Genomic DNA, 21688 nt, shown 5'->3' with positions numbered 1-21688 from the left:
ACTCCGTCTGGCTCAGCCAATTGTCCCAACCGCGCGCAGTGCCGAATGGGCGATGCGCGGGACCTCTGACCCATGTGTGCCCATCTCTGGCCATCGCTCAAAGATCAAGGAAGAGCTGGAAAATCCGCCCTGCGATAGGGGTGCACCATGGCGGCCAGCCCCGCAGGTTCCACAACCTCGACGGTCGAGCCCCACGCATAGAGGTGCCAGGCCATCTCCACATGGCCACTTGCCTTGAACCGCACCAGCAACGATCCGTCTTCGCAACACTCGGATGACTGCGAAGGGTGAAACAAGAACCGGCGGGCTCGCCCGGCAGCTTCAGGTGCGAACCGCCAGACAACCTCCCCATATTCTGCGTCATTGTGGAATGAGCCGAAGGCACGGCTGGCATAGGCGCGAAAGTCGAAGTCCTCGGGATAGTCGAAGCTAGCGTCCAGAACCTCCGCCTGGCTGATATCTTCCACCCGGTAGTGCCGATACCGGCCATCCCGTTTTGCCAAATCTATTCCGACAAGATAGCGTCTCGCGCCTAGCAACAGACCAAGAGGCTCGATCGTTCGCCAGCTGGGCTCCGCGTCTCCGCGACTTTGATATTCGAGCGTGAGACGAAACGGCCCCTTAATCGCCTGGGAAATAGCCTCATCCACTTCCGGCGAAGTTGCGGGCTGCGGCCCTGGTCTCGCCGCATAACCCATGGCCTCGAGAAGCGCCTCCTCGTCTACCGCCAGCCGGGCACCGCTCTCGGCGGGAATCAGCGCCCGGACTTTCCGATTTAGCCCAAGCAGCCGATCCGCCTCAGACGACATACCTGCACGCTTGAGCTCCACGATCGCCGAACTCATCGCCGCAAGCTCGTCAGCCGAGGGGGAGAGCAACTGCGCAATCGCGCGCGCCGGCAAGCGCCAGTAGTGCCGCCGGTCATCGTCGATCCGGTGTTCCACGGCCGGAAAGGCTGACTGCAGCGCTTCGATCATGCGTTGCGCGGTGCGTCGGACACAGGCGAATTCGGCTTCGACGTCCGCAAGGCAAATGCCCTGCCGGGACGCAGCCATCATCGCCAGCCGCAACAGATCAACCCCCTTCGAAAACGACATCGGATCCTCCTGGGTGACAGTTTTTGTCGCCGAGGCCCGTCATAGCGGGTTTTGTCAAACAGGAAAGGATGCTCGCATGTACACTCGCCACGCCCAGCTGCGCTGCCAGCAGCGCGGAATCTCGCCCGAAGCTGTCGAGGCCATCCTCGCCTATGGCAACGCCAGGCGGCACGACGGCGCCGACGTCTACTATCTCGACAAGCGGGCGCGGTGCCGCGCCGAGGCTGCGCTGGGCCGTCCGCGCTATTGCCGTATCGAGAAGGCGCTCGACAGCTATCTGGTACTGGCCGACGACGGCAGCCTGATTACCGCCGCGCACCGGCTCAGGCGCCTCAAGTTCTGAGATGCCGCATCGCCGCCTCCCCGCAATGGACTGGTGAGAGAGCCTCATTAACCCATTGCTTTCAATCCGCGATCTATGAACCGCTTGGCCGACACCCGCCGGGCGCAACAAATAGCTGGATGCCGAAGGATTTTCTTACCCCATGCGCCTTTACAATGACTCCTTCCTGCATTCGGCATCCGACCTCAATGCCTTCCTGGGGTGCAGCCATGCAGCGGCCCTCAATCTGCAGAAGGTGCGCGATCCGGCGTCGCTTCCCGAACGCGCGGTAGACGACGAGACCGCAGTGCTGATCCAAGACGCCGGGCACTCACACGAAGCGCGCTACCTCGAACAGCTTCGTGAGGCAGGCCCAGTCGCTGAAATCCCCACACATGGCTCGCTGGAAGAGCGCGCCGCGCTGACCGAGGCCGCGATGCGCGCGGGCGCGGACCATATCTATCAGGCCACTTTTCTCGACGCACCGTGGCACGGCTTTGCCGATTTCTTGCGCAAGGTGGACGGCAGGACCAGCCTCGGCGTACACGGTTACGAGGTCATCGACACCAAGCTCGCCCGGACTCCCAGCCCGAAGCACGTCCTTCAGCTCGCGCTTTATTCTCAGCTGATCGGAAAGGTGCAGGGCCAGCTTCCGCACGCCATGCATCTTGTCCTGGGCAGCGGCGACGAAGCAAGTTTTAGGCGGGTTGAATTCGAGCATTTCATCAAAGCGGCGCAGAACCGTTACCTGGGCTTCATCGAGGACGGCGCGACAGGTTCCAGTCCCGAACCGTGCAGTGCCTGCAGCCTGTGCGGCTGGCGCGACCACTGCGCAGCCCAGTGGAAAGCTGAAGACCACCTTTATCAGGTGGCCGGCATGCAGGCGCCGCAGATCAAGAAGCTGCGCGACGCCGGGATCACAACCGTTGCAGCGCTTGGCGCGCTACCCCCAGAGACCCATATTCCTAAGTTGGCTTCGCGCACCTTCGAGCGCCTGCAGGCCCAGGCCGCGATGCAGCTGGCCAGGCGGGGCGGCGAACCGCGCGTAGAGCACTTGCCCATCGAGAATGGACGCGGCTTCACGCGGATGCCCGCACCAAGCCCGCACGACCTCTTCTTCGATCTCGAGGGCGATCCCCTCCATCCCGATGGACTCGAATATCTCTGGGGTGTGCACTATCGCGATAAGCAGGGTGAATCCGCGTTCCGCTTCTCATGGAGCCACAATCGCGAAGCTGAACGCACCGCTTTCGAGGGCATGGTCGACTTCTTCACCGAGCATCTCGCCCGATATCCAGACGCCCATATCTATCACTACGCACCCTATGAGGTGACCGTGCTGCGCCGGCTTTCAACCGCATTCGCCAGCCGCGAAGTTGCCGTGGATCAGCTACTGCGCGCGGAAAAGCTCGTCGATCTCTATTCAATCGTGCGCGGCGCCATTCGAACTTCCGAGCCCGATCTCAGTCTCAAGACGCTCGAGATATTCTTCGCCGAAAAGCGCGCGCAGGATGTCACCAAGGCGGACCAGTCGATCGTGCACTACCATCGCTGGCGGGAGTCCGGCGATCAGGCCCTGCTCGATGGGATCCTCGACTATAACAAGGTCGATTGCGAGAACACCGAAGGCTTGCGCAACTGGCTGCTCTCGCTTCGGCCTGATCTGTCCTGGTGGACCAAAGCCGAGCCAGCACCAGATCCGGAAAAATCCGAGGAGGCAGCCAGGCGCGAAGCGCGCCTCGAAGCTCTGCGAAAGGCCATACGGGAGAATGGCGAAATCCTCTCCGAGCGCAGCCGCGAACTCGCCGCCCACGTTCTCGACTTCCACACGCGCGCCAAGAAGCCCGAACAATGGGCGATCTTCGATCGCTGCGAACGCGACGAGGACGAACTCGTCGATGATGGCGAATGCATTGGCGGGATCACGCCCATCGGCGAAGATTGGCTGCGGACCGAGAAGCGTTCGATTGTTGCGACCTATCGCTTTTCCCCGCAGGACACCAAGCTGCGCGAGGGCAAGGATGTCCTGCATGCTCCGACCCGCGCGAAGCTGGGGACCATCTTCAGCATCGATCGCGACGCGGGCATTGTCGAAGTCAAGCGCGGCTCAAAGGCAGGAGGCGACTTCCCATTGGAAGGCGCGATCATCCCCGGCTGGCCGCTCGACACATCCGTTCTCGAAAAAGCGGTCGAGCGTGTCGTCGAATTCTGGGCAACTGGCGAAAACGAGATCACGCGCGAATGGTCTGGTGCAGCCCGTGGTCCGGATCGTTACCAGGCGCTCGCCGATCTGATTGAGCGCGCCAAACCGAGACTGCTTGATTGGCCAGGCGGTCCGCTCGTCCTCGACGGCGAAAGCCTGATCGAGGCGGCGACGCTGCGAAGCCTGGCGCTCGATCGCTCGGCGCTTTTCATTCAGGGACCTCCCGGAACCGGCAAGACGCACACAAGTGCCCACATGATCCTGGCATTGATTGCCGCAGGCAAGCGCGTCGGCGTCTCGTCGAACAGCCACAAGGCGATCAACAACCTCCTCGCCAAGATCGAGGAGGTGGCCGAGGCCACGGGCACTGTCTTTTCGGGCGCCAAGAAGGTCACCCTCAGTGATCCCGACACCTTTCTCAACGGTCGCATTATCTCTGACCTCGATGACAACAACGAGGTCGAGGTTGGAGGCTACGACCTGATCGGCGGAACCGCATGGCTGTTCGCTCGGCCCGCATTTGATCAGTCGCTCGACTACCTGTTCGTCGACGAAGCCGGGCAGGTCTCGCTGGGCCATCTGCTGGCCATGGGCGCCGCCGCCCGCAACATCATACTCGTCGGTGATCAGATGCAGCTGGGCCAACCCATCCAGGGCGCACACCCCGGAGAAAGCGGCCTCTCGGCCCTCGACTATCTGCTACAAGGCGCGGCCACCATCGCACCGGACCGCGGCATTCTTCTCGATACCAGCTGGCGAATGCATCCCTCGATCCAGTCCTTCATCTCCGAGGCGGTCTACGACGGACGCCTGAAGGCCCATCCGGACTGTGCAGGCCAGCGACTCCTCGCCGAAGATGAGGCCGATACAATCATCCGCCCGCAAGGGATTCGGCTGGTCGCGATGGCGCACGAGGGTTGCCGCCAGGTAAGCGACGAGGAGGTCACGGTCACGGCCGAACTGGTCGCGCGGCTCGTTGGCACAGGGTACATTGACCGCCACGGAAACATCGGGATTCTTGGCCTCGAGAACATTCTCGTCGTCGCACCCTTCAACATCCAGGTGAACGCACTCAGGGCGGCGCTGCCCGACGGCGCCCGGGTCGGCACGGTCGACAAGTTCCAGGGCCAGGAAGCAGAGGTGGTGATCGTCAGCATGACGACATCGTCCCCCGACGACCTGCCCCGGCATGTCGATTTCTTCTATTCGAAGAACCGCCTGAATGTAGCGGTCAGCCGCGCCCGGACGCTCGCCATCGTTCTCGCAAATCCGAAGTTACTTGAGCTAGATGCCACCACTGTCGAACATCTCAGGCTTGTGAATACGCTCGCTTGGTTACATGCGGAGGCTGTGTAGTCCGATCTCCATCCCGCCTGCGGTTGGACGCGCGATGTGCCGGAATTTCTGGAGCTTAAGTCTACTCTTGCAGATTCCGAGCATCAACCACTGGGCCGTCTCGGGCCAACAATAATTAGGCCGAATATGATGTGACATCGGCGGCATCTCGAATACGATCCAATTTCAAACAAAGATTTAGCTGTTTTCACTCCGGTCGATATTTGTATCGGCATCCAACTAGCAAAGGTGCCTAAATGAGCAAGTCTGCGCTTCGCCACATTTCCGTCCGCGCTCCATGGCACGATAGCGGCTGGAATGGCCGCATCTGCAAGGATCCGAAGGGCAATTCGGCTTGCCTTGCGGTGAAGCGTAATGCTGAAAATCGCGACGACGAATACGAAGACGGCCATAAGGGCGAAGCTTTTGATAAGCTCGACGTAATGCCTCCTTGCCTGTCAGAGCGGGGCACATTCTTGTCGCGGTTCCCCTTAGTCCACACCAGCCGTCTGCAATACAACGGCGCAGAGCACAGCCACATCCTGCCGGCCCCAGTTCACATTCCGGCCTTCGGTGGGGTGCTCACACCGTATCGCTGGATGCTTCGCGAAAGCGCTTGGGAAATTGCCAAAGAACTTGGTTTGGATTCGCAGGAATCGCGCGAGCCTCAGGAGGGCAAGGCGCCAGACTTCCTGGTCAATTCCGCTTGGGTTCAGGACTGCGAAAATCAGAGGGCCCTCCTCGATGGCTTTCATTCTTTGCTCGAGCCTGAGCAATCTCTGATCTTCTTTTACGCGCGCCAGACTCCGATGGCTGAAACTCAGGCGCGGCAGATCATCGCGGTGGCGCGTTTGACCAGCACGGGCAAGGTGGGTGAGTACCCTTACGAAGGCGGCAGTGCCGCCAGCCGAATACGGTCGATGGTCTGGGAGCGGCCCTTCCAGCATTCACTGCGCCCCGACCCCGAACATGAAGGATTCTGGCTGGATGGCGTCGTCCTCCCTTATCATGAGTTGATTGCTCGAAGCGCTGGATCAGACGACATTGACCTCGCCGACTTCGTCGCGGAAGTGCCCGACGAAGCTTACGCGCAGTTTCGCTACGCGACCGAGCATGTTACCCACGGCAGTGCAATCACTGCACTTCAGGCTGTCCGCACATCTGTCGAGGCAGCAGCCAAGGTGCTACCGGGGCCATGGGACAACTACCTCGGCTGGATCGACAATGAGCTGAGCCGGTTGTGGAACATGCAAGGCGCCGCGCCCGGTCTTGGCAGCGCGTTGTCGTGCTTTGACCCCAAATTTAACGGCACACTCTTTGCACTCGCTCTGGCTTCCGAACTTGATGAAGGCGAAGACGTCTGGAACGTCGTCGAGGGCATCTTTAATGAGACCAGGAAAGCTCCGGACAACGCGCCCAAGATCACACGGCAGCAACGAGGGCGTTTCAACCTTCTTAAAGAGGAAAGCCCGGATTTATACGATCTGATGCGGCTACTCGCCTGTTTCGAGCTTTCCAAAGAGCAAGCGCGCAAGGCATTCGCCAGCAACGATCCAGCAGCAGTTCTCGCCAACCCCTATCTCATTTTCGAGCAAAGCCGTCTCGGCGAGGATCCCATCTTCCTGACCACCGTCGACCGCTGCCTATTTCCATCCGAGGCCTCTGCGACACCGCCGGAACTACCCCGCGAGTGCGACATCGAACTTGACGAACCAGATGACGCGCTGCGTTTGCGCGCCATCGTCATCGAAGTGCTCGAGCGCGCAGCGACGCAAGGCCACACGCTCCTACGGGCAGATATTCTCGCGGCGGCCATCAACGAGTTGCCGCTGTCGCGCGCAGTCGCCATCGATGCGATGACCCTCAAGATATGTCGCGAGGAGTTTTCCGGCGAGGTCAACGTCCTTGAGTATGACGGTGAATTATACGCGCAGCTGCATCGCTTCACCTCAACCCGCGAGGTGATCAACGCGCATGTTGCGGCCAGACTCAAACCGACCGGTGACAGCCAAGTCGACTGGAAGCAGCTGGTTATGGGTAAGTTTGGTGCACCTGAAAAGCAGGGCGCTGATGAGGTGTCAGCACAGCTGGAGAAAGCTGCGGCACTCAAGGTTCTCGAGGCCTCCAAACTTGCCGTCCTTACTGGCTCTGCCGGTACCGGCAAGACCACCCTGCTGCAGATCTTTCTTGATCAGACCGAGATCGCGGGCCGGGATATCCTGCTCCTCGCCCCAACGGGCAAAGCACGCGTGCGTCTGGGGCAGCAAACAGGCCGACCCGAACAAGCTCGCACTCTCGCACAGTTTCTCAACGAGTTCGGCCGCTATGATGGTAAGACCGGTCGCTATCTCGTTTGTACTAGCGGTGAAACCGCGGCTGTCACCACTTGTGTGGTCGACGAATGCTCCATGCTTACCGAGGAGCAGTTGGCTTCGCTGTGCAGCGTACTGCCCACATCGGCCCGGCTGATTCTTGTCGGAGACCCCCAGCAGCTGCCGCCAATCGGTGCAGGGCGCCCGTTCGTGGACATCATCGCCTTCCTCGACGAGCAAGACGGAAATGGCATGGCACGGCTGACCGTCAGCCGTCGTCAGTCGGGAGGCGAGCAGAGTGAAGGCGAGGCCGGCGGCGTTCTTGTGCCGGCTCTCTCCCTGCCCGACGTACAACTCGCGAACCTCTTTTCCGGCAAACCGCTTCCTCCAGGCGAAGATGCGATCATCGGAGCCGGTCAGACACCAGGCGATTCTGACCGGTTGAAGTTCAGGCCGTGGGACACGCCGGCCGATTTGCGCGAGCGAATTCTCGAAGTGCTTTCCGAAGAGCTGGGGGGCGACCGATCGGAACTGGAGCAACGCGTCGAGCTTTCACTTGGCGGGTTCCAAAAAGAGGATGGCTACATCTTTTTCAACAACGGCTGCGGCCAGAAAGCCGAGGCCTGGCAGATTCTTTCGGCGCATCGCAACATGGCTAGCGGCTCGGCAGAGATCAATCGCTTGATCAAGAACTCCGCACGCTCTGCACGCCTTGCCGCGGCACGGCGGCGCGGAGGCGGATGGAAGATGATCTCGCCGCGTGGGCCCGAACAGATCACCTACGGCGACAAGGTTATGTGCCTTCGCAATCACTCGCGGCCGCGATGGAACTGGAATGAACGCGAGAAGGGGACCGGATATCTTGCCAACGGCGAGGTCGGCGTTGTGAATGGGGACAGCGGCTTCGGGAAGCAATACTGGACCAAAGTCGAGTTCGCGTCGCAAAGCGGCGAGAGCTACAGCTTCAAGCCTGGCGACTTTGCAGAGGAGGGTTCACCTATCCTCGAGCTTGCCTACGCTGTCACCGTCCACAAGGCGCAAGGCTCGGAATTTGGATCGGTGATTCTTGTGCTGCCGAAGAGCAGTAATCTTATGACCCGCGAGATGTTGTACACGGCCCTGACCCGGCAGAAGAACCGTGTCTGGATCCTGCACCAAGGTCTTTTCAACCATTACCTCAAACTGCGCTCGGACTTCTTTTCGGAAACCGCTCGCCGCTGCACCAACCTCTTTGGCGAGCCGGACATGCGCCATCTGTCCGTGCAAGATGCCAAGGGAGTACGTTGGGGATGGCTAGCCCAAAAGCTCGTTCACACCACTCGGCGCGGCGACCTCGTGAGTTCGAAGTCGGAGATAATCATTGCTGATGCGCTGCACGAACTCGAGCAGGAAGGAAAGATCCGCTACGTTTTCGAACGGCCGCTAACTGATGCCAAAGGTGGGTACCGGCTACCGGATTTCACGATCGAGAAGGGGCAGGAGACCTGGTACTGGGAACACTGCGGCATGATGGACAACGCTCAGTATGTTGAGCGGTGGCGCGCCAAGCTCGAATGGTATGAGAAGGTCATGGGGATTAGCGTATGGAGCGCTTCAAACCCGGACGGTCGCCTCATTGTGACGGAAGAGACCAAGGAATCCGGTTTCGACAGTCAAAAGTTTTACGCACTCACCATGACGTTGTTCAAGTAAGTCAGTGCGGCTAAACTGGAGGACAAATTACCAAACTCAAGCTCATCAAACGACAGATGTACAGGCGCGTAAAACTGGACCGCCGCGAGGCGAGACTGATCGGCACGCTATGACGCCCAGGATTGTCAAAATTGCGTCAGGGCCCCCCGCTGGCACGTCGATTGACAACCGGGCCTAGGAGAAGCTGAGCGGCGGTTCAATTGCGACGAACAGAGTTGCAGCCTTGTTTCGTTTGCTAGCTTGCGAACGCGGCGGCTTTCGACGAATGCCTTACTTGGCCCCGTCGCTATCAACCTGGCAGTGTGTGCCAGGTTCGCCAAAAACCGTGACAGCCCACCGACTTGCCTAAGTTTCACAGGTTTCCTACAATCCGGAAACATGGGCGGGGAGGGACATCTTAAGGACGGCCGGAGAGGCTCTCTACGGACGGCGTTGGCAGGTGCCGCAGTCTCGCGATCTCGGCGTGACCGACCGGACAATCAGGAACTGGGTAGGTGGCGGGAGCCGGCAGGCGGACATCGCGGCCCGCATTATTTCTGTGCTCTGCGCCCGTGTGGAGCACCTTGCACATGTCATCGCGCTCGCCGAGCGCCTTCAGAATAGGTAATTATATGGCATCGACGACGATATTCGACAACTGTCAGCCTCGGCAGGACATCCTAAACGGCACGATGTCTGAGGCTGAGTTTGCGGCCCGCCTTGGCCCTGTACTTTCGGGACAGGGACCTCCCGACTACGTCGATGCACGCCGGTTCTTCGCCAACACCTACCCCACCGCGGGATTGAAGGAACTGCTCGGCCAAGTCTTGGGCCGACTGTCTGGACTTGGATCGTCTTCGGCAGTGTTTCGGCTCGATACCAGTTTCGGCGGCGGCAAAACGCACGGGCTGATTGCGCTGATTCACGGTGCGCGTGAGGGCGCGTCAGTACCCAATATGGACGAATTCGTATCGCTGCCGGACATGCCTGCTGGCACGTCGGTTGCTGCATTCGATGGTGAAGCGTCGGATCCCTCCAACGGGCGCATCATGGGCGATGGCATCCGGGCCTTCACGCCCTGGGGTGAGATTGCTTACCAAATCGGCGGTGCGGCGGGATACGAGATTGTTCGCAAGTCCGATGAGATGCGGCGCGCTCCTGGGGCGGATACGCTGGCCGAAGTCTTCGGTGATCGAAGCGTCCTTGTCGTCCTCGATGAACTCGGGGAATATCTGCGCAAGTGCCCCGACGCGCATGGGCGCGATCAAATCTCCGCTTTCCTTAAGGCGCTGTTCGCCGCCGTCGAAAGCCGCCCTCGCGCCGCCGTCGTCTTTACGCTCGCCGTTCGGCCGGACGGTAAGGCTACCGACGCGTTCGCACGCGAAAATGAGGAAATTTCCCGCATCGTCGGCGAGTTGGAGAGCGTCTCCGGTCGCAAGGCTACTATCCTCAATCCGACAAGTGACGACGAGACGGCGGCGGTGCTAAAGCGTCGCCTATTCGAGCGCGTCGATGTGCCAAAGTCCACGGTGGACGAGTACTGCCAGCTGTGGACGCAGTATCGCGACCGCATCGATGCCGGCCATCAAGGCGTGGAGGCGCGCACTGGGCTTGAAGCGAGTTATCCATTCCACCCAGACCTTCTTGACACATTGACCGGCAAGACGGCCACGCTAGCTGACTTTCAGCGCGTGCGCGGCATGCTGCGCATCCTCGCCAAGACCGTCGCCAACGTATGGGCCGCACGCCCCAAAGACGCCGCGCTGATCCATACCCATCATGTCGATCTTGGCGACGAAGGCATCCGCCGCGAGTTCACCACGCGCCTCAACCAGAGCGCCTACGATTCCGCGATCCTGAATGACATTGACGGCAAGGCGGGGCGTGCAGCCCTGGCGGCCAGCATCGACGCCGATCGGTTTAGTGGCCTGCTCCCCTATGCCAGCTATGTCGCGCGCACGGTCTTCATCCACACTATTGCGTACAACAACGAACTTCGCGGCCTCACGCCCGCGCAACTGCGCTACTCGATCTTGTCGCCGGCAGCCGATCTTAGCTTCGTGGCCGACGCTGAGGCGGCGTTCATACAGGGTTCCGCCTATCTTGATGACCGCCCAGGTGCGCCCCTCCGGTTCAACGCGGAGGCGAACCTCACCCAGATCATCGCGCGCGAGGAGCGCGGTGTCGATACAGAGGCGATGCGGGTTGAAGCAGACAGCCGGATCAAGGAGATCTTCGGTGGTAACGGATCGTTCGAGTCGATCCCGTTCCCGGCGGGAGCGTTCGACGTTCCCGACGACATTGGCGACGGGAAGCCCCGCCTCGCGATCATCCACCATCAGGCGCTCGGCATCGGCAACGTGGTCGATGAAGTGCCGGAACTGATTTCGACGATTTATCAGCGCAAAGGCCAGGACGGAGGCGGCTTGCGCCAACTGCGCAACAACCTCGTGTTCCTTGTCGCGGATGAGCGACACGTGCGGCATCTGACTGCGACCATTTCCCGCCACCTTGCGCTTCAGGAACTGAAGCGGCCGGATCGTCTGAGCGAACTTGCCGACCATCAGAAGGCCCAGGTTATCGAGCTGGCGCAACGGTCACAAACGGACATCGCCGTTGCCATTCAGCAATGCTACCGCCACCTCTTCTATCCGTCGCGCACAGCGCTTGGCGGGGGCAGCGTCTCACTCGACCTTGCAACAATCGATCAGCATTCCGCGTCGGAACGTCCCGGGTCCGGTCAGACTCAGATTGTCCGCCAGCTGACGGAAATTGGCAAGCTGCGTACGCCTGAGGACCAGCCCGATTTGCCCCAGTTTGTGCGTGACCGCACCCCGCTAAAGCGGACCGGGCAGATGACCGCCGCCGATTTGCGCGCCGAATTTCGCCGCGATCCGTCGCTGCCGATGCATGTGGGCGACGATCCGTTCAAGAAGCTCGTCATCAAGGGCATCAACGATGGCATCTTCGTCTATCAGCGCGAAGGCCTGACCGCAGGCAAGGGTGACCCCGTGCCGTCCATCGTCATTGACGGCAGTTCCATCATATCCACAGCCGACTATGCCCGCGACCACGGCATCTTCCCGCGGCCAGCCAAGTCTTCTGAGCCGAAAGATCCGGCCCCTGGCGACCCAGCTGATCCTGGCTTCGGTCAGGGGGACCACGGCGCTGCGCCAGCGCCTGCCGGCGGAAACACCGTAACCGACGTGGCCAGGCCGTTTGTCGGTCAACCCGGTGACAGCTTAGTCGCGCCGACGACTACGGCCCAGACCTTCTCGGGGGAGGGCGTGCTAAAGGACGCACTTTCGACAGTTTTCCAGCGCGCCCGTGCTGCCAAGATCGAGAAGGTTTCACGCCTCGCGCTGACACCTTTCGAGGTCGGACACTTTTTTATGCTCCTCAACGTCGTGGAGAGTGTACCAGGAGCAACGAAGTCGGCGAACGCGACCATCGAGTTCGAAACAGTGGCCAAATCGATCATCACCATGACGATCGAAGGCGCGATCAGCGATGCGAAGCAGACCCGCGAATATGTCGAGCCACAACTGCGGGCCGCGACTGAAAAGAACGTGTCCGCCACGATCCAGCTCGACTTTGCCGACGGCCTCGCGCTGGGGGGGGACGAGCCGGAAAAGATTATAGAACGACTGACGAAGTTTGGCGCCTCCGCCGCCTTCGTCGAAGTCACCGCAGAGGCATGAGAATATGGCATCCAGAACAGCAAGGGCTGAGCGCGTGACGCTCCCCACAATCGAACCATCTTACGAGGTTCGCGCGCGTCGGATCGCCGGCAACGAGCTACAAGTTGAAATCTGGCAACTGCCCTCGCCAGCATCGCCTCATATTCACATCCCGGTCCGCGTTGCAGGCCTGGCTGGCCGTAACCTGGAGATCAACCAGATCCGCATCCTCAAGAAGCTGAAAGAGGCGGGCATCCGGCTCGAGGTAATGCCGGTTGATGGGCTGCGCACGTCGATCCGCGAAGATGCAGCTCTGCGGCTGGCCCTGCTGTTCCGCGTACTCGCCCCGATGCGCTCGCGCGTCGCGATGGTCGTGGTGGCAGAAGGCATCGAGGCCATGGCTCGGCAGGAGGCCGCCTACTGGCTGGGTATGGCTGTTCACCGCAAGAATCCGCGTCGCGTGCTGACTGCGCTCCGCATCCTCCTCACTGCGCCTTCGCGCTGATCGGAAATAGTATGAAGACCACTAGACTTATCGAACGCTGGCTGCCTATCGCGGAGATCGGCATTGAGAGCGTCCGTGAGCGCACTCCTATGACTCCATTTCCGGCGCCGAACCGGCTTCATGTCTGGTGGGCGCGACGGCCGCTAGTGGCGTCGCGGGCCGCAGTTCTGGCGTCGATCTTGCCCGAAGATGCAGATCGCGAGGCCTTCAAGCATGCGCTCGGCATTCATGGTGATCCCGTCGCAAGTCGACGTAAGATCGATGCTGCTCGGCAACGGGGAGTCCGCTTCGAAGGAGCAGCATATTCCTATCCCCGAGCCTTCGGTTTTAATCCGACAGCAGAATTCCTTCATGACAATTTTGAGCTGTCCGAAACAATCCGCATCGTTGATCCGACAGCTGGCGGGGGCGCGATTCCCCTTGAAGCAGTTCGACTTGGATTGTCCGTTTACGCAAACGATCTTAACCCGGTAGCTTCGCTGCTTCAACGGGCGACGATAGACCTTCCTCGCCGTTTCGGCACCAAGCTGCGTGAAGAGTTCGATACTTTATCAGCAAAATTCGTGCTTCTGCGGAACGAGAGCATTGCGCCGTTTTTTCCAGTCGAGCCCGATAAAATGGCCATTGCCACGAACTATCTCTGGGCCCGCACCATTCAATGTCCCTATTGCGCCGGAAAAGTACCGCTTGCCCCAAACTGGAGGTTGACTCCTGGTGGTACGGGCGCGCGCATTATTCCGCATACGGGTGGCGGTATCGGTGACCAAGGCCGTTACTGCTCTTTTGATATCGTGGACCAGCTCGAAAAGCAGTCGGGCGGCACTGTGGCTGGCGGAGATGGTCTATGTCCATATCCGGACTGCGGTCGAGCGATCAACGGTGATGACATTAAACGACAGGCTCAAGCAGGACAGATGGGGGAACAACTTTTTGCCGTCGCGTACAAACGAAAAGTGATTACGAAATCTAAGTCAGGCAAGAACAAAATAAAATGGATACGCGGTTATCGGTCGCCGGGTGAAACTGACGACAATGGGGCGACAATCGCTGAAAAACTCGCCGAAAAGTTGCCTGAATGGGACACATTAGATGCAGTCCCAACGGAAGCATATCCCGAAAACACAAACGATGATCGCCCACGCCAATATGGCATGCCACTATGGCGAGACATGTTCTCGCCTCGCCAGCTCCTAGTCCACGGCATTAGCTCGGAAATCTTTCGAGAGATGGTTGAAGCAGATCGCAAGGTGAACCAGCTAAGTGATGTGAGATCTGCTGCATACGTTTACCTTGCCATTTCGCTTGACAAAATGCTGAACTATAACAGCCGCATGTCGGTTTGGATGCCTACCAGGGAAGTCACTGCTAACACATTTAATCGGCACGATTTTGCTTTCTGCTGGTCACATGTCGAGATGTCGCTTCTCACAGAGGACATGAGCGCGGATTGGGCGTGCGGAGCAACAAGTAAAGCTCTGAGAGAGCTGATCGACATGGTCGCGGCCAACAAACGCGGCGACATGCTGGATTCGACAACCGATGAACGAGGTTCCATCGAGATAAGCAATGGGTCCGGTGCCTCAATGCCGCACATCGCGGACAAATCTATTGATGCCGTCGTCATGGACCCTCCCTACGGCGCCAACGTCATGTACGCTGAGCTATCCGATTTTTTCTATGTCTGGCTGAAGCGTACTGCTGGCCTAGTGGTGCCTGAACTGTTCACCCGCCGACTGGCTGACAAGGATGCAGAGGCGGTCGCCAACAAGGCGCACTTCAAGGGCCAAAAAGGTTCGGCTCGGCTGGCCGATGACGATTACCGCATGAAGATGGAAGGCATCTTCGCCGAATGTCGGCGAGTGCTGAAGGACGATGGCATCATGACCGTCATGTTCACCCACAAGGATACCGGGGCTTGGGACGCGCTGGCGATGTCGCTGATGGACGCTGGTTTTGTCATCACAGCGTCTTGGCCAGTCAACACCGAGGCTTCTGGATCGCTGCACATCAAGGACAAGGCTGCAGCCAACTCGACCATCTTCCTCGTCTGCCGCCCGCGTGCAGAGGCCCAAGGCGAGACGATGTATTGGGAAGATGTGGAACCAGAAGTTGCCCAGGCCGTCCGTGCGCGGGTCGGTGAATTCCAGGCAGCGGGCATCCAAGGCGTTGATCTGTATCTCGCCAGTTTCGGCCCTGCGCTCGAGGCTTTCTCACGCCACTGGCCGCTCACCCGCGGCACCCCTGCGCCCGAGCCGAAGAAGAAGCGGCGCACTCAGGGCGACCTGTTCGAGGTATTCGATCCCTACGCTGTGAGGCCCGAAGATGCGCTCAACGCGGCGCGGCGCGAGGTGAAGGCTTGGCGCCTTGCTCAGCTCGCTTCGGCCAAGGCGCAAGCCGACATGGATGGACCGACAGCATTCTACGTGCTCGCCTGGGATGCATTCAAGGCGGTGAGCTTCCCTTATGATGAAGCCCTTCGCCTGGCCCGCGCCGTCGGTGTCGATCTGGAAACGCAGGTCATCGGCAGGCTGGGCGAGAAAAAGGCCGCCGAAATCAAACTTTGGGACTCCGCTACACGCATCGCCAAGGGCGCGATCGGTGCGGCAGACGGCTCACGCGGGATGATCGACGCGCTCCATCACGCCGCCCACGTCATGCGGACGCGCGGCGCAGAAGCAGCGCAGGAAATGCTGAAAGACGCCGGCGTAGCGCAGGAGGACGAGTTCAAGGTGGCGCTTGAGGCGTTGCTCGAAGTTCTGCCGCCGTCCAAGACCTTCTCCGGCATCGACGCCGACAAGGCGGTGAAGCCGGCAGCGGACGACTTTGACGCGCTCGAGAAGCTGCGCCGCATCGCCTATGAAGGTGAGATAGGCGAACCGCAACAGCTGGAACTCTACCGCGAGCTGATGGCGGAAGAGTGAGATGCTGCTGCAGGATCGCACATGGAAGCTGAAGTACAGCCGCGAGGACGGCGATCTGGTGTCGCGGTTCTGGATCCCGGCGCTGTCCTCGGCGATCCGCTACGATCGTACGACCGGATATTTCCGGGCGGGCAGCCTGGCGCTTGCCGCACGCGGGATCGAGCATCTCGCCCTCAACAATGGCAAGATGCGGCTGCTGGTCGGCTGCACCCTGGACGATGGCGAGGTAGAGGCGATCGAACGCGGCATGGCGTTGGCCGACGTGGTCGCCGCCAAGGCGGACCTGAGTCCGCCCGAAACGGTTTCGAGTAGCGAGCGGGAAGCACTAGAGTTGCTCGCTTGGCTGGTTTCTCGTGGGATGCTGGAGGTGCGCGTTGCACTTCCTTGCAATCTCGTCACGCGCGAGCCGGTCAGCGGCAGCGCGATCTTTCACGAGAAAACCGGGATCATCGAAGACAAGACGGGAGATCGCATCGCCTTCACTGGCTCGATCAACGAGACGGTACAGGGGTGGATGAACAACGGTGAGACCTTCACCGTTTTCAAATCGTGGACACCCAATGTCGAGTACGTCGATGAAGAAGACCGCTCATTCGCGATCTACTGGGCTGACCGGGCGGACAGGATCCGAACGTACGACGTGCCAACGGCAGTGCGGCTGGACCTGCTGAAATTCCTTCCACCAGACGACCAACTGCCCACACGCCTTCGTGAAAAGCCCCAGCCAGAACCTGTTATCCTGCCAGAGCCGGAAGTGCCGGTCATTCCTGCGCCAGACTGGGATCATGTACGCAGCGATCTTTGGCACCGGGTGCGGACCGCAGCTCGCGATGTGGAGGGGGGCATTTGGGTCGGCGAGGCAACCTCGCCGGTCGAGGCTTGGCCGCATCAGCGCCGGGCGTTCCTCCGCTTGTACGGCGACCGCGCGGATCATGCACCCCGACTGCTTATCGCGGACGAAGTCGGCCTCGGTAAGACGGTGCAGGCCGGCCTGCTAATCCGCCAGGCGTGGCTCGCGGGACGCCTGCGGCGCGGGATGATTCTGGCCCCGGCAAACGTCTGCACGCAATGGCAGGCCGAATTGCGCGAGAAATTCGCACTGGACTGGCCGATTTACGACGGCAGGTGCTTCCGCCGGTACGATCCTGTCACACAGTCGATCGTGGACACGCCGGTAACAAGGGACGCCTGGTCAGCCGAGCCCTTCGTCATCATGTCGAGCCATCTGGCACGGCGCCGCGATCGGCGGCCGGAGCTGATCGAGGCCGAGCCGTATGACCTGGTTATCGTAGACGAGGCTCACCATGCCCGCCAGAAACGCACTGGCGGCCGGGTCGATCCTAATATGCTGATGCGCTTGCTCCGGGATCTTCGCCACCGCGCGTCTGGCCTGATCCTCCTCTCTGCCACGCCGCTCCAGACACACGCGATGGAGCTGTACGACCTCCTTTCGCTGCTCGGCCTTCCGCCCGAGTGGGATGCCGTGGCATATGAGCGCTATTTCGAGGCACTTGCCGCTCCCCATTTCTCAGTTGAGAAGATGGAAGACTGTGCGGGGCTATACCGCGCCACAGAAGCATTCTTCGGCGAGCTCCCGCCAGAGCGCGCAGCTCGGAGCGGTGGAACTGCCGGGCAACCACTTTCTACCATCCGCACGCGGAGGATCCTGGGCGCGCTCCGCGGCGCAGCTTCGATCCCGCGGCGACAGCTGAACGGGGAAGATCGGGCGGCTGCCGTCCGTATTATGAAGCGGTGGACCCCCGTAGCGGCGCTGATGTCACGCCATACTCGCTCACTGCTCCGTCGCTATCAGGCCGAAGGCAAGCTCCAAGCCCGCATAGCCGTCCGCGACGTGCAAGATCGCTTCATCAACATGCTGCCAGCCGAGCGCGACATCTACGAGAGAGTCGAGGACTTCATCCGGTCGGCCTATCAGAACGCCGACCAGGCAAAGCGGACCGCGATTGGTTTCGTACTGACGATCTATCGCAAGCGCCTATCGTCGAGCTTCGCAGCGCTGGCGCGTAGCCTTCAGGGGCGGCTGGACCGTCAGGTAGACGACGATCAGTTCGACTTGGAGGAAAGCGGCGAAGAAGTAGATTCGGACGAAGTTAGGGGCAATGAAGATGTGGCCCGTCGGCTGCTTGAGGGCGCCGCGATCCGCGACATCCTCGTTGACCTGGAAACCCTGCCAATCGACACCAAGGCGCAGGCGCTCAGGGACGAACTCACTCGGCTGGCCGCCGAAGGCTACCAGCAGACGATGGTTTTCACCGGTTACACTGACACAATGGACGGCCTGCGCGGCTGGCTCGCCGATCAAACGGGGCGTGAGGTCATCTGCTTTTCGGGCCGCGGAGGCGAGATACGACTTCCCGACGGGGCGTGGAAGCTGGTGTCGCGCGCGGAAATTAAGAAGCGGTTCCGCGAGGGAAGAGGGGACATCCTGCTCTGTACCGACGCGGCCGCTGAAGGCCTGAACTTCCAGTTTTGTGGTTCGCTGATCAACTACGACATGCCTTGGAACCCAATGCGCGTGGAGCAGCGGATTGGCCGCATCGACCGGCTGGGCCAGAAGTTCGAGAGCATCAAGATCGTCAACCTGCATTATCACGATACCGTCGAAACCGAAGTTTACCTCGCGCTATCTGGCCGCATCAAACTGTTCGAGGACATGGTGGGTGGACTCCAGCCGATCCTTTCGGCGATCAGCCGGGAAATCGGATCGCTTGCTCTCGCGGGCGCGCATGTCGACGTCGATGCAATGGTTGCCTCGACAATCAGCGCGATTGACACCCCAACGGTGGACATCGACGACGTCGACGATCTCGGTGACATGCCCGAGATGGGACGCCCAGCGCTCTCCCTCGAGGACTTGAAGGCAATCGTCGAACAACCGCGTCTCCTGCCAAACGGTTATGAGTTGCAGCGCCTCGATGGCGATGACTTTGCAGTTGAGGAGCCAATTTCCCGACACCGGCGCCGCGCCACACTGTCGCGCGAATTCTATTCAAACCACTTCGATCACACAGACTTCTGGACTCCGGGAAGCGCAGCATTTCCGATCGAGGGCGCACCCGAACGCTTGACAGCGGGCGCTTGACGGCTGGATGGGGAGGCGACGAGCCAGACATCTGCAGCCGCGATGGACCCAGCTTAGGGTTTTCGAGGGCCTCGCAACACCAGCGGGAGCGATATTTTCCTCGCCTGCGGCGAACAGGAGGTAATGGTTTGGACGCGCGACCAGACATTTGGGGCAATCTAGCCGGCCCGCCAGTCCGCTTCTCTCCTTCGACCGGGATCGTCGGCAATAAGAAACATAAGGGGGTGATCAAAATACGGCTCTGCCATGCTCGTGGCCGATCCTACTTCATTCCCGAGGTTCTCATAGGCTTCGGTGGGTCCAAATTCTTCCTACCCAGCTTCTTTGGCCCTCCTCAACTTAGCTTCGGTTCGCCCTTAGCGCGCGGGTACCACGAGGCTACGTTCAGCGTGGACGTGGCTGCACCCCGGGCCCGGAATGCTGTCCGTGTTATGGTAACAATTCGGTCCGACGGTCACTTACGCTCCTTTGCCGGTGGGGCGCAGCTGTACCGCTGCGAATACGCTGGGCCCCAAAACGTGCCCCTGGCTCCGGAGGTAGGGGGCAGTTGCACTCAGCTGGCCGATGGGGACTTTGCGCTGGACCTGTTCCATCACACCCGGTCCACAAATGCAAAATCGATCATGAATTCCGGCGAACTCTGGTCCAGTTCCTGCAACCTGGCGGGCACTGGCGAACTCGAGAATGTAGCATGCGTGTACTTTACGACGCTGCCCAGCATCCGAGACGAGAATGACCTACGGCGGGTTGCGATGAGTTCGTTTGGCTCGATATCATATCAAACGACGTCGGATCGCCGGGTGGAAGGCACATTGGAACTTCCCGTATATAAAGGCGAACTTGCAGCTCGAGACACAACTCTGAGCTTCGCGGTGCCAACGGCACTAATCGCTCCGCCACATCTGCTGTGCCATCCAGCCATCGCGCACAATCCAGCCTACTATGAGGTAGTCGGACCTGAGATAGTTCGCGTTGCGGTAACCCCGGGCAACAAACTGCTCTTCATCGACGGCGGCGTCACAGCTGAAGCCGGCCAGCTTAAGAGCTTCGACTATGTTATCGAGGGGGACGCCTCAAGCGCCGCGGGACTCGAGGCTCCAATGAAGGAGGAGGCGACCACTCAAGTTTCCCATCTCGAACGCCTTGATGGTGACGCCGACATATTTGCATTTTGGAAGGCAAACGCGAACACCGACTTGGTCACCGGGCGGCAGGTTGAATGGCGCAAATTGCGCGAGAAGGTTGCCTGAGCTTCGATGTGTTTCGATCTCTGTGAGCCGCCGACCTTCCCCGATCGTGCTCGACCTCGACCCTGCACAATCGGTCGAGCGAAAACCCATTGACGAACTGCTACAGAGGACTGCTACAGAGAAGCATCAAGCGGCGCCGCTTGAGAGGCTGGAACTGGCGGTTTTGCTGGGGCGCGGAAATCTGGCTAAGGCTCCTGCCGCCCCAGCCAGCCGGTGTTTATCATTATATTTCGGTTGCTTAGTGCTAAGCTGTTTTCGATAATTGACTCGATGACGTGGCCCCCTGCTTTGCTCCAGCTGGGGTTAGAGTCGAGCCGCGTTTGCACGGCTACCCAACCTTGGACCACGCGGGTCTAGAGTTTTCCGATAGATATCCATGGCTGGGCGAGGCCGAGCCCGCGATCATCCCGGCGGTGCTGACCGACAGCAACGCCGCCGCCGAATATGATAGTGCGATCGAGGCGTGGGGCGATTGGGGCTGCGCCGCGGTGGCGCGGATCTGACGCCGAGCGAAGGCGCACGGATCGCGCGCGGCATGCCCAGCGCCAGATTAGTTTCGGCTGCGGTTAAAAGCGGACGCCCAAGCCGACGACGGCTTGGTGGCGGTCAAAGCCCAGCGACACGCTCTCGACGCCGTCGCTCACGCTGTAATCCTTGTAATCGCTGTACCGATATTCGGCCTTGGCAAAGAAATTTCCGCCGAGGCGCTGCTCGATCCCGGTGCTAAGTCGATAACCGTCGCGCGTGTCCGACGCGGCGATGTTGTTGGTCGGGTCGACCTGGTCGGTGTAGCTGGCGCGGGCCTTGCCGTTGACATAGGCGCCGCCGACATAAAACAACGTCGACTTGCCCACCGCGGTGCCGACGCGCACGCCGGCGGCCAAGTTGCGCTTCAGCGAGAAACAGGCGGCATCGCTGCCGAACACTTCCTCGCACCGCTTGTTGTCGGCGAAATCGGCGCTGCCTTCGATTCCCAGGTACCAGCTCGGCGCGATCGGGATATCGTAACCGAGCGCGCCGCCAAAGGTGACGCCGCTGGTGGACTCGTCGATCGCGAAATCATTCGTCGGATCGCCGCTGTCTTCATAGCTGACCTTGGCGCGGGTGCTGTCGAACCCGGCGGTCGCCGCGATCCACAAATTAGGAAAATCTCCCTGCTGGGCTTGCGCCGGTGCGGCCATGCCGATCGCGACAATCGCCGCGCAAAGATATGCTTTCATGAAATGTCCCCCCACGATACGCCACTATCGGCGCGGGGGCGCCAAATAACGGGTTATACCGGGCAGGGA

The 21688-nt window shown here is 60.4% G+C and carries 11 protein-coding genes; 9 read left to right on the top strand and 2 right to left on the bottom strand.

Features of this window, described 5'->3' with window-relative positions; all coding sequences use genetic code 11:
- Positions 1–104: 104 nt before the first annotated feature.
- A complete protein-coding gene (locus CDQ92_RS10625; protein ID WP_088441313.1) occupies positions 105–1097 on the bottom strand; it encodes a helix-turn-helix transcriptional regulator in 993 nt (330 codons plus the stop codon).
- A gap of 76 nt (positions 1098–1173) precedes the next feature.
- Between CDQ92_RS10625 and CDQ92_RS10620 the strand changes: the two genes are divergently transcribed.
- The 9 genes from CDQ92_RS10620 (at position 1174) to CDQ92_RS21140 (ending at position 20902) form a co-directional block, all read left to right on the top strand.
- Positions 1174–1440: a DUF4258 domain-containing protein gene (locus CDQ92_RS10620; RefSeq protein WP_088441312.1), complete on the top strand. Its 267-nt coding sequence runs from the start codon at positions 1174–1176 to the stop codon at positions 1438–1440.
- Between the two features lie 142 nt (positions 1441–1582).
- A complete protein-coding gene (locus tag CDQ92_RS10615; RefSeq protein WP_088441311.1) occupies positions 1583–4978 on the top strand; it encodes a TM0106 family RecB-like putative nuclease in 3396 nt (1131 codons plus the stop codon).
- Positions 4979–5214: 236 nt separating this feature from the next.
- The gene (locus CDQ92_RS10610; RefSeq protein ID WP_088441310.1) at positions 5215–8961 is read left to right on the top strand and encodes an ATP-dependent DNA helicase; all 3747 of its coding nucleotides are present in this window, start codon (positions 5215–5217) and stop codon (positions 8959–8961) included.
- A 611-nt stretch (positions 8962–9572) separates the two neighbouring features.
- Positions 9573–12641, top strand: a complete 3069-nt coding sequence (locus tag CDQ92_RS10605) for an ATP-binding protein (RefSeq protein ID WP_088441309.1) — start codon at positions 9573–9575, stop codon at positions 12639–12641.
- A gap of 4 nt (positions 12642–12645) precedes the next feature.
- Positions 12646–13125 carry a DUF7680 family protein gene (locus CDQ92_RS10600; protein ID WP_088441308.1) on the top strand — a complete coding sequence of 160 codons (480 nt, stop codon included), beginning with the start codon at positions 12646–12648 and terminating at the stop codon, positions 13123–13125.
- Between the two features lie 11 nt (positions 13126–13136).
- Entirely contained in the window at positions 13137–16046 is a 2910-nt protein-coding gene (locus CDQ92_RS10595) for a DUF1156 domain-containing protein (RefSeq protein WP_088441307.1), read from the top strand.
- Between the two features lies 1 nt (position 16047).
- A complete protein-coding gene (locus CDQ92_RS10590) occupies positions 16048–19149 on the top strand; it encodes a helicase-related protein (RefSeq protein WP_088441306.1) in 3102 nt (1033 codons plus the stop codon).
- Positions 19150–19772: 623 nt separating this feature from the next.
- Positions 19773–20399, top strand: a complete 627-nt coding sequence (locus CDQ92_RS10585) for a hypothetical protein (RefSeq protein WP_144035744.1) — start codon at positions 19773–19775, stop codon at positions 20397–20399.
- A gap of 338 nt (positions 20400–20737) precedes the next feature.
- A complete protein-coding gene (locus CDQ92_RS21140) occupies positions 20738–20902 on the top strand; it encodes a hypothetical protein (RefSeq protein WP_158213822.1) in 165 nt (54 codons plus the stop codon).
- A gap of 63 nt (positions 20903–20965) precedes the next feature.
- On the opposite strand, the gene CDQ92_RS10580 is transcribed toward CDQ92_RS21140, so the two are convergent.
- Positions 20966–21619, bottom strand: coding sequence for an outer membrane protein (locus CDQ92_RS10580; RefSeq protein ID WP_088441304.1), 654 nt, complete (start codon positions 21617–21619; stop codon positions 20966–20968).
- Positions 21620–21688: the final 69 nt, after the last annotated feature.

Source organism: Sphingopyxis bauzanensis (genome assembly GCF_002205675.1).
In the GTDB taxonomy this organism is placed as follows: Bacteria; Pseudomonadota; Alphaproteobacteria; order Sphingomonadales; family Sphingomonadaceae; genus Sphingopyxis; species Sphingopyxis bauzanensis.
The sequence above is the reverse complement of the archived record's forward strand: the minus strand, read 5'-3'. Positions and strand labels throughout refer to the sequence as shown.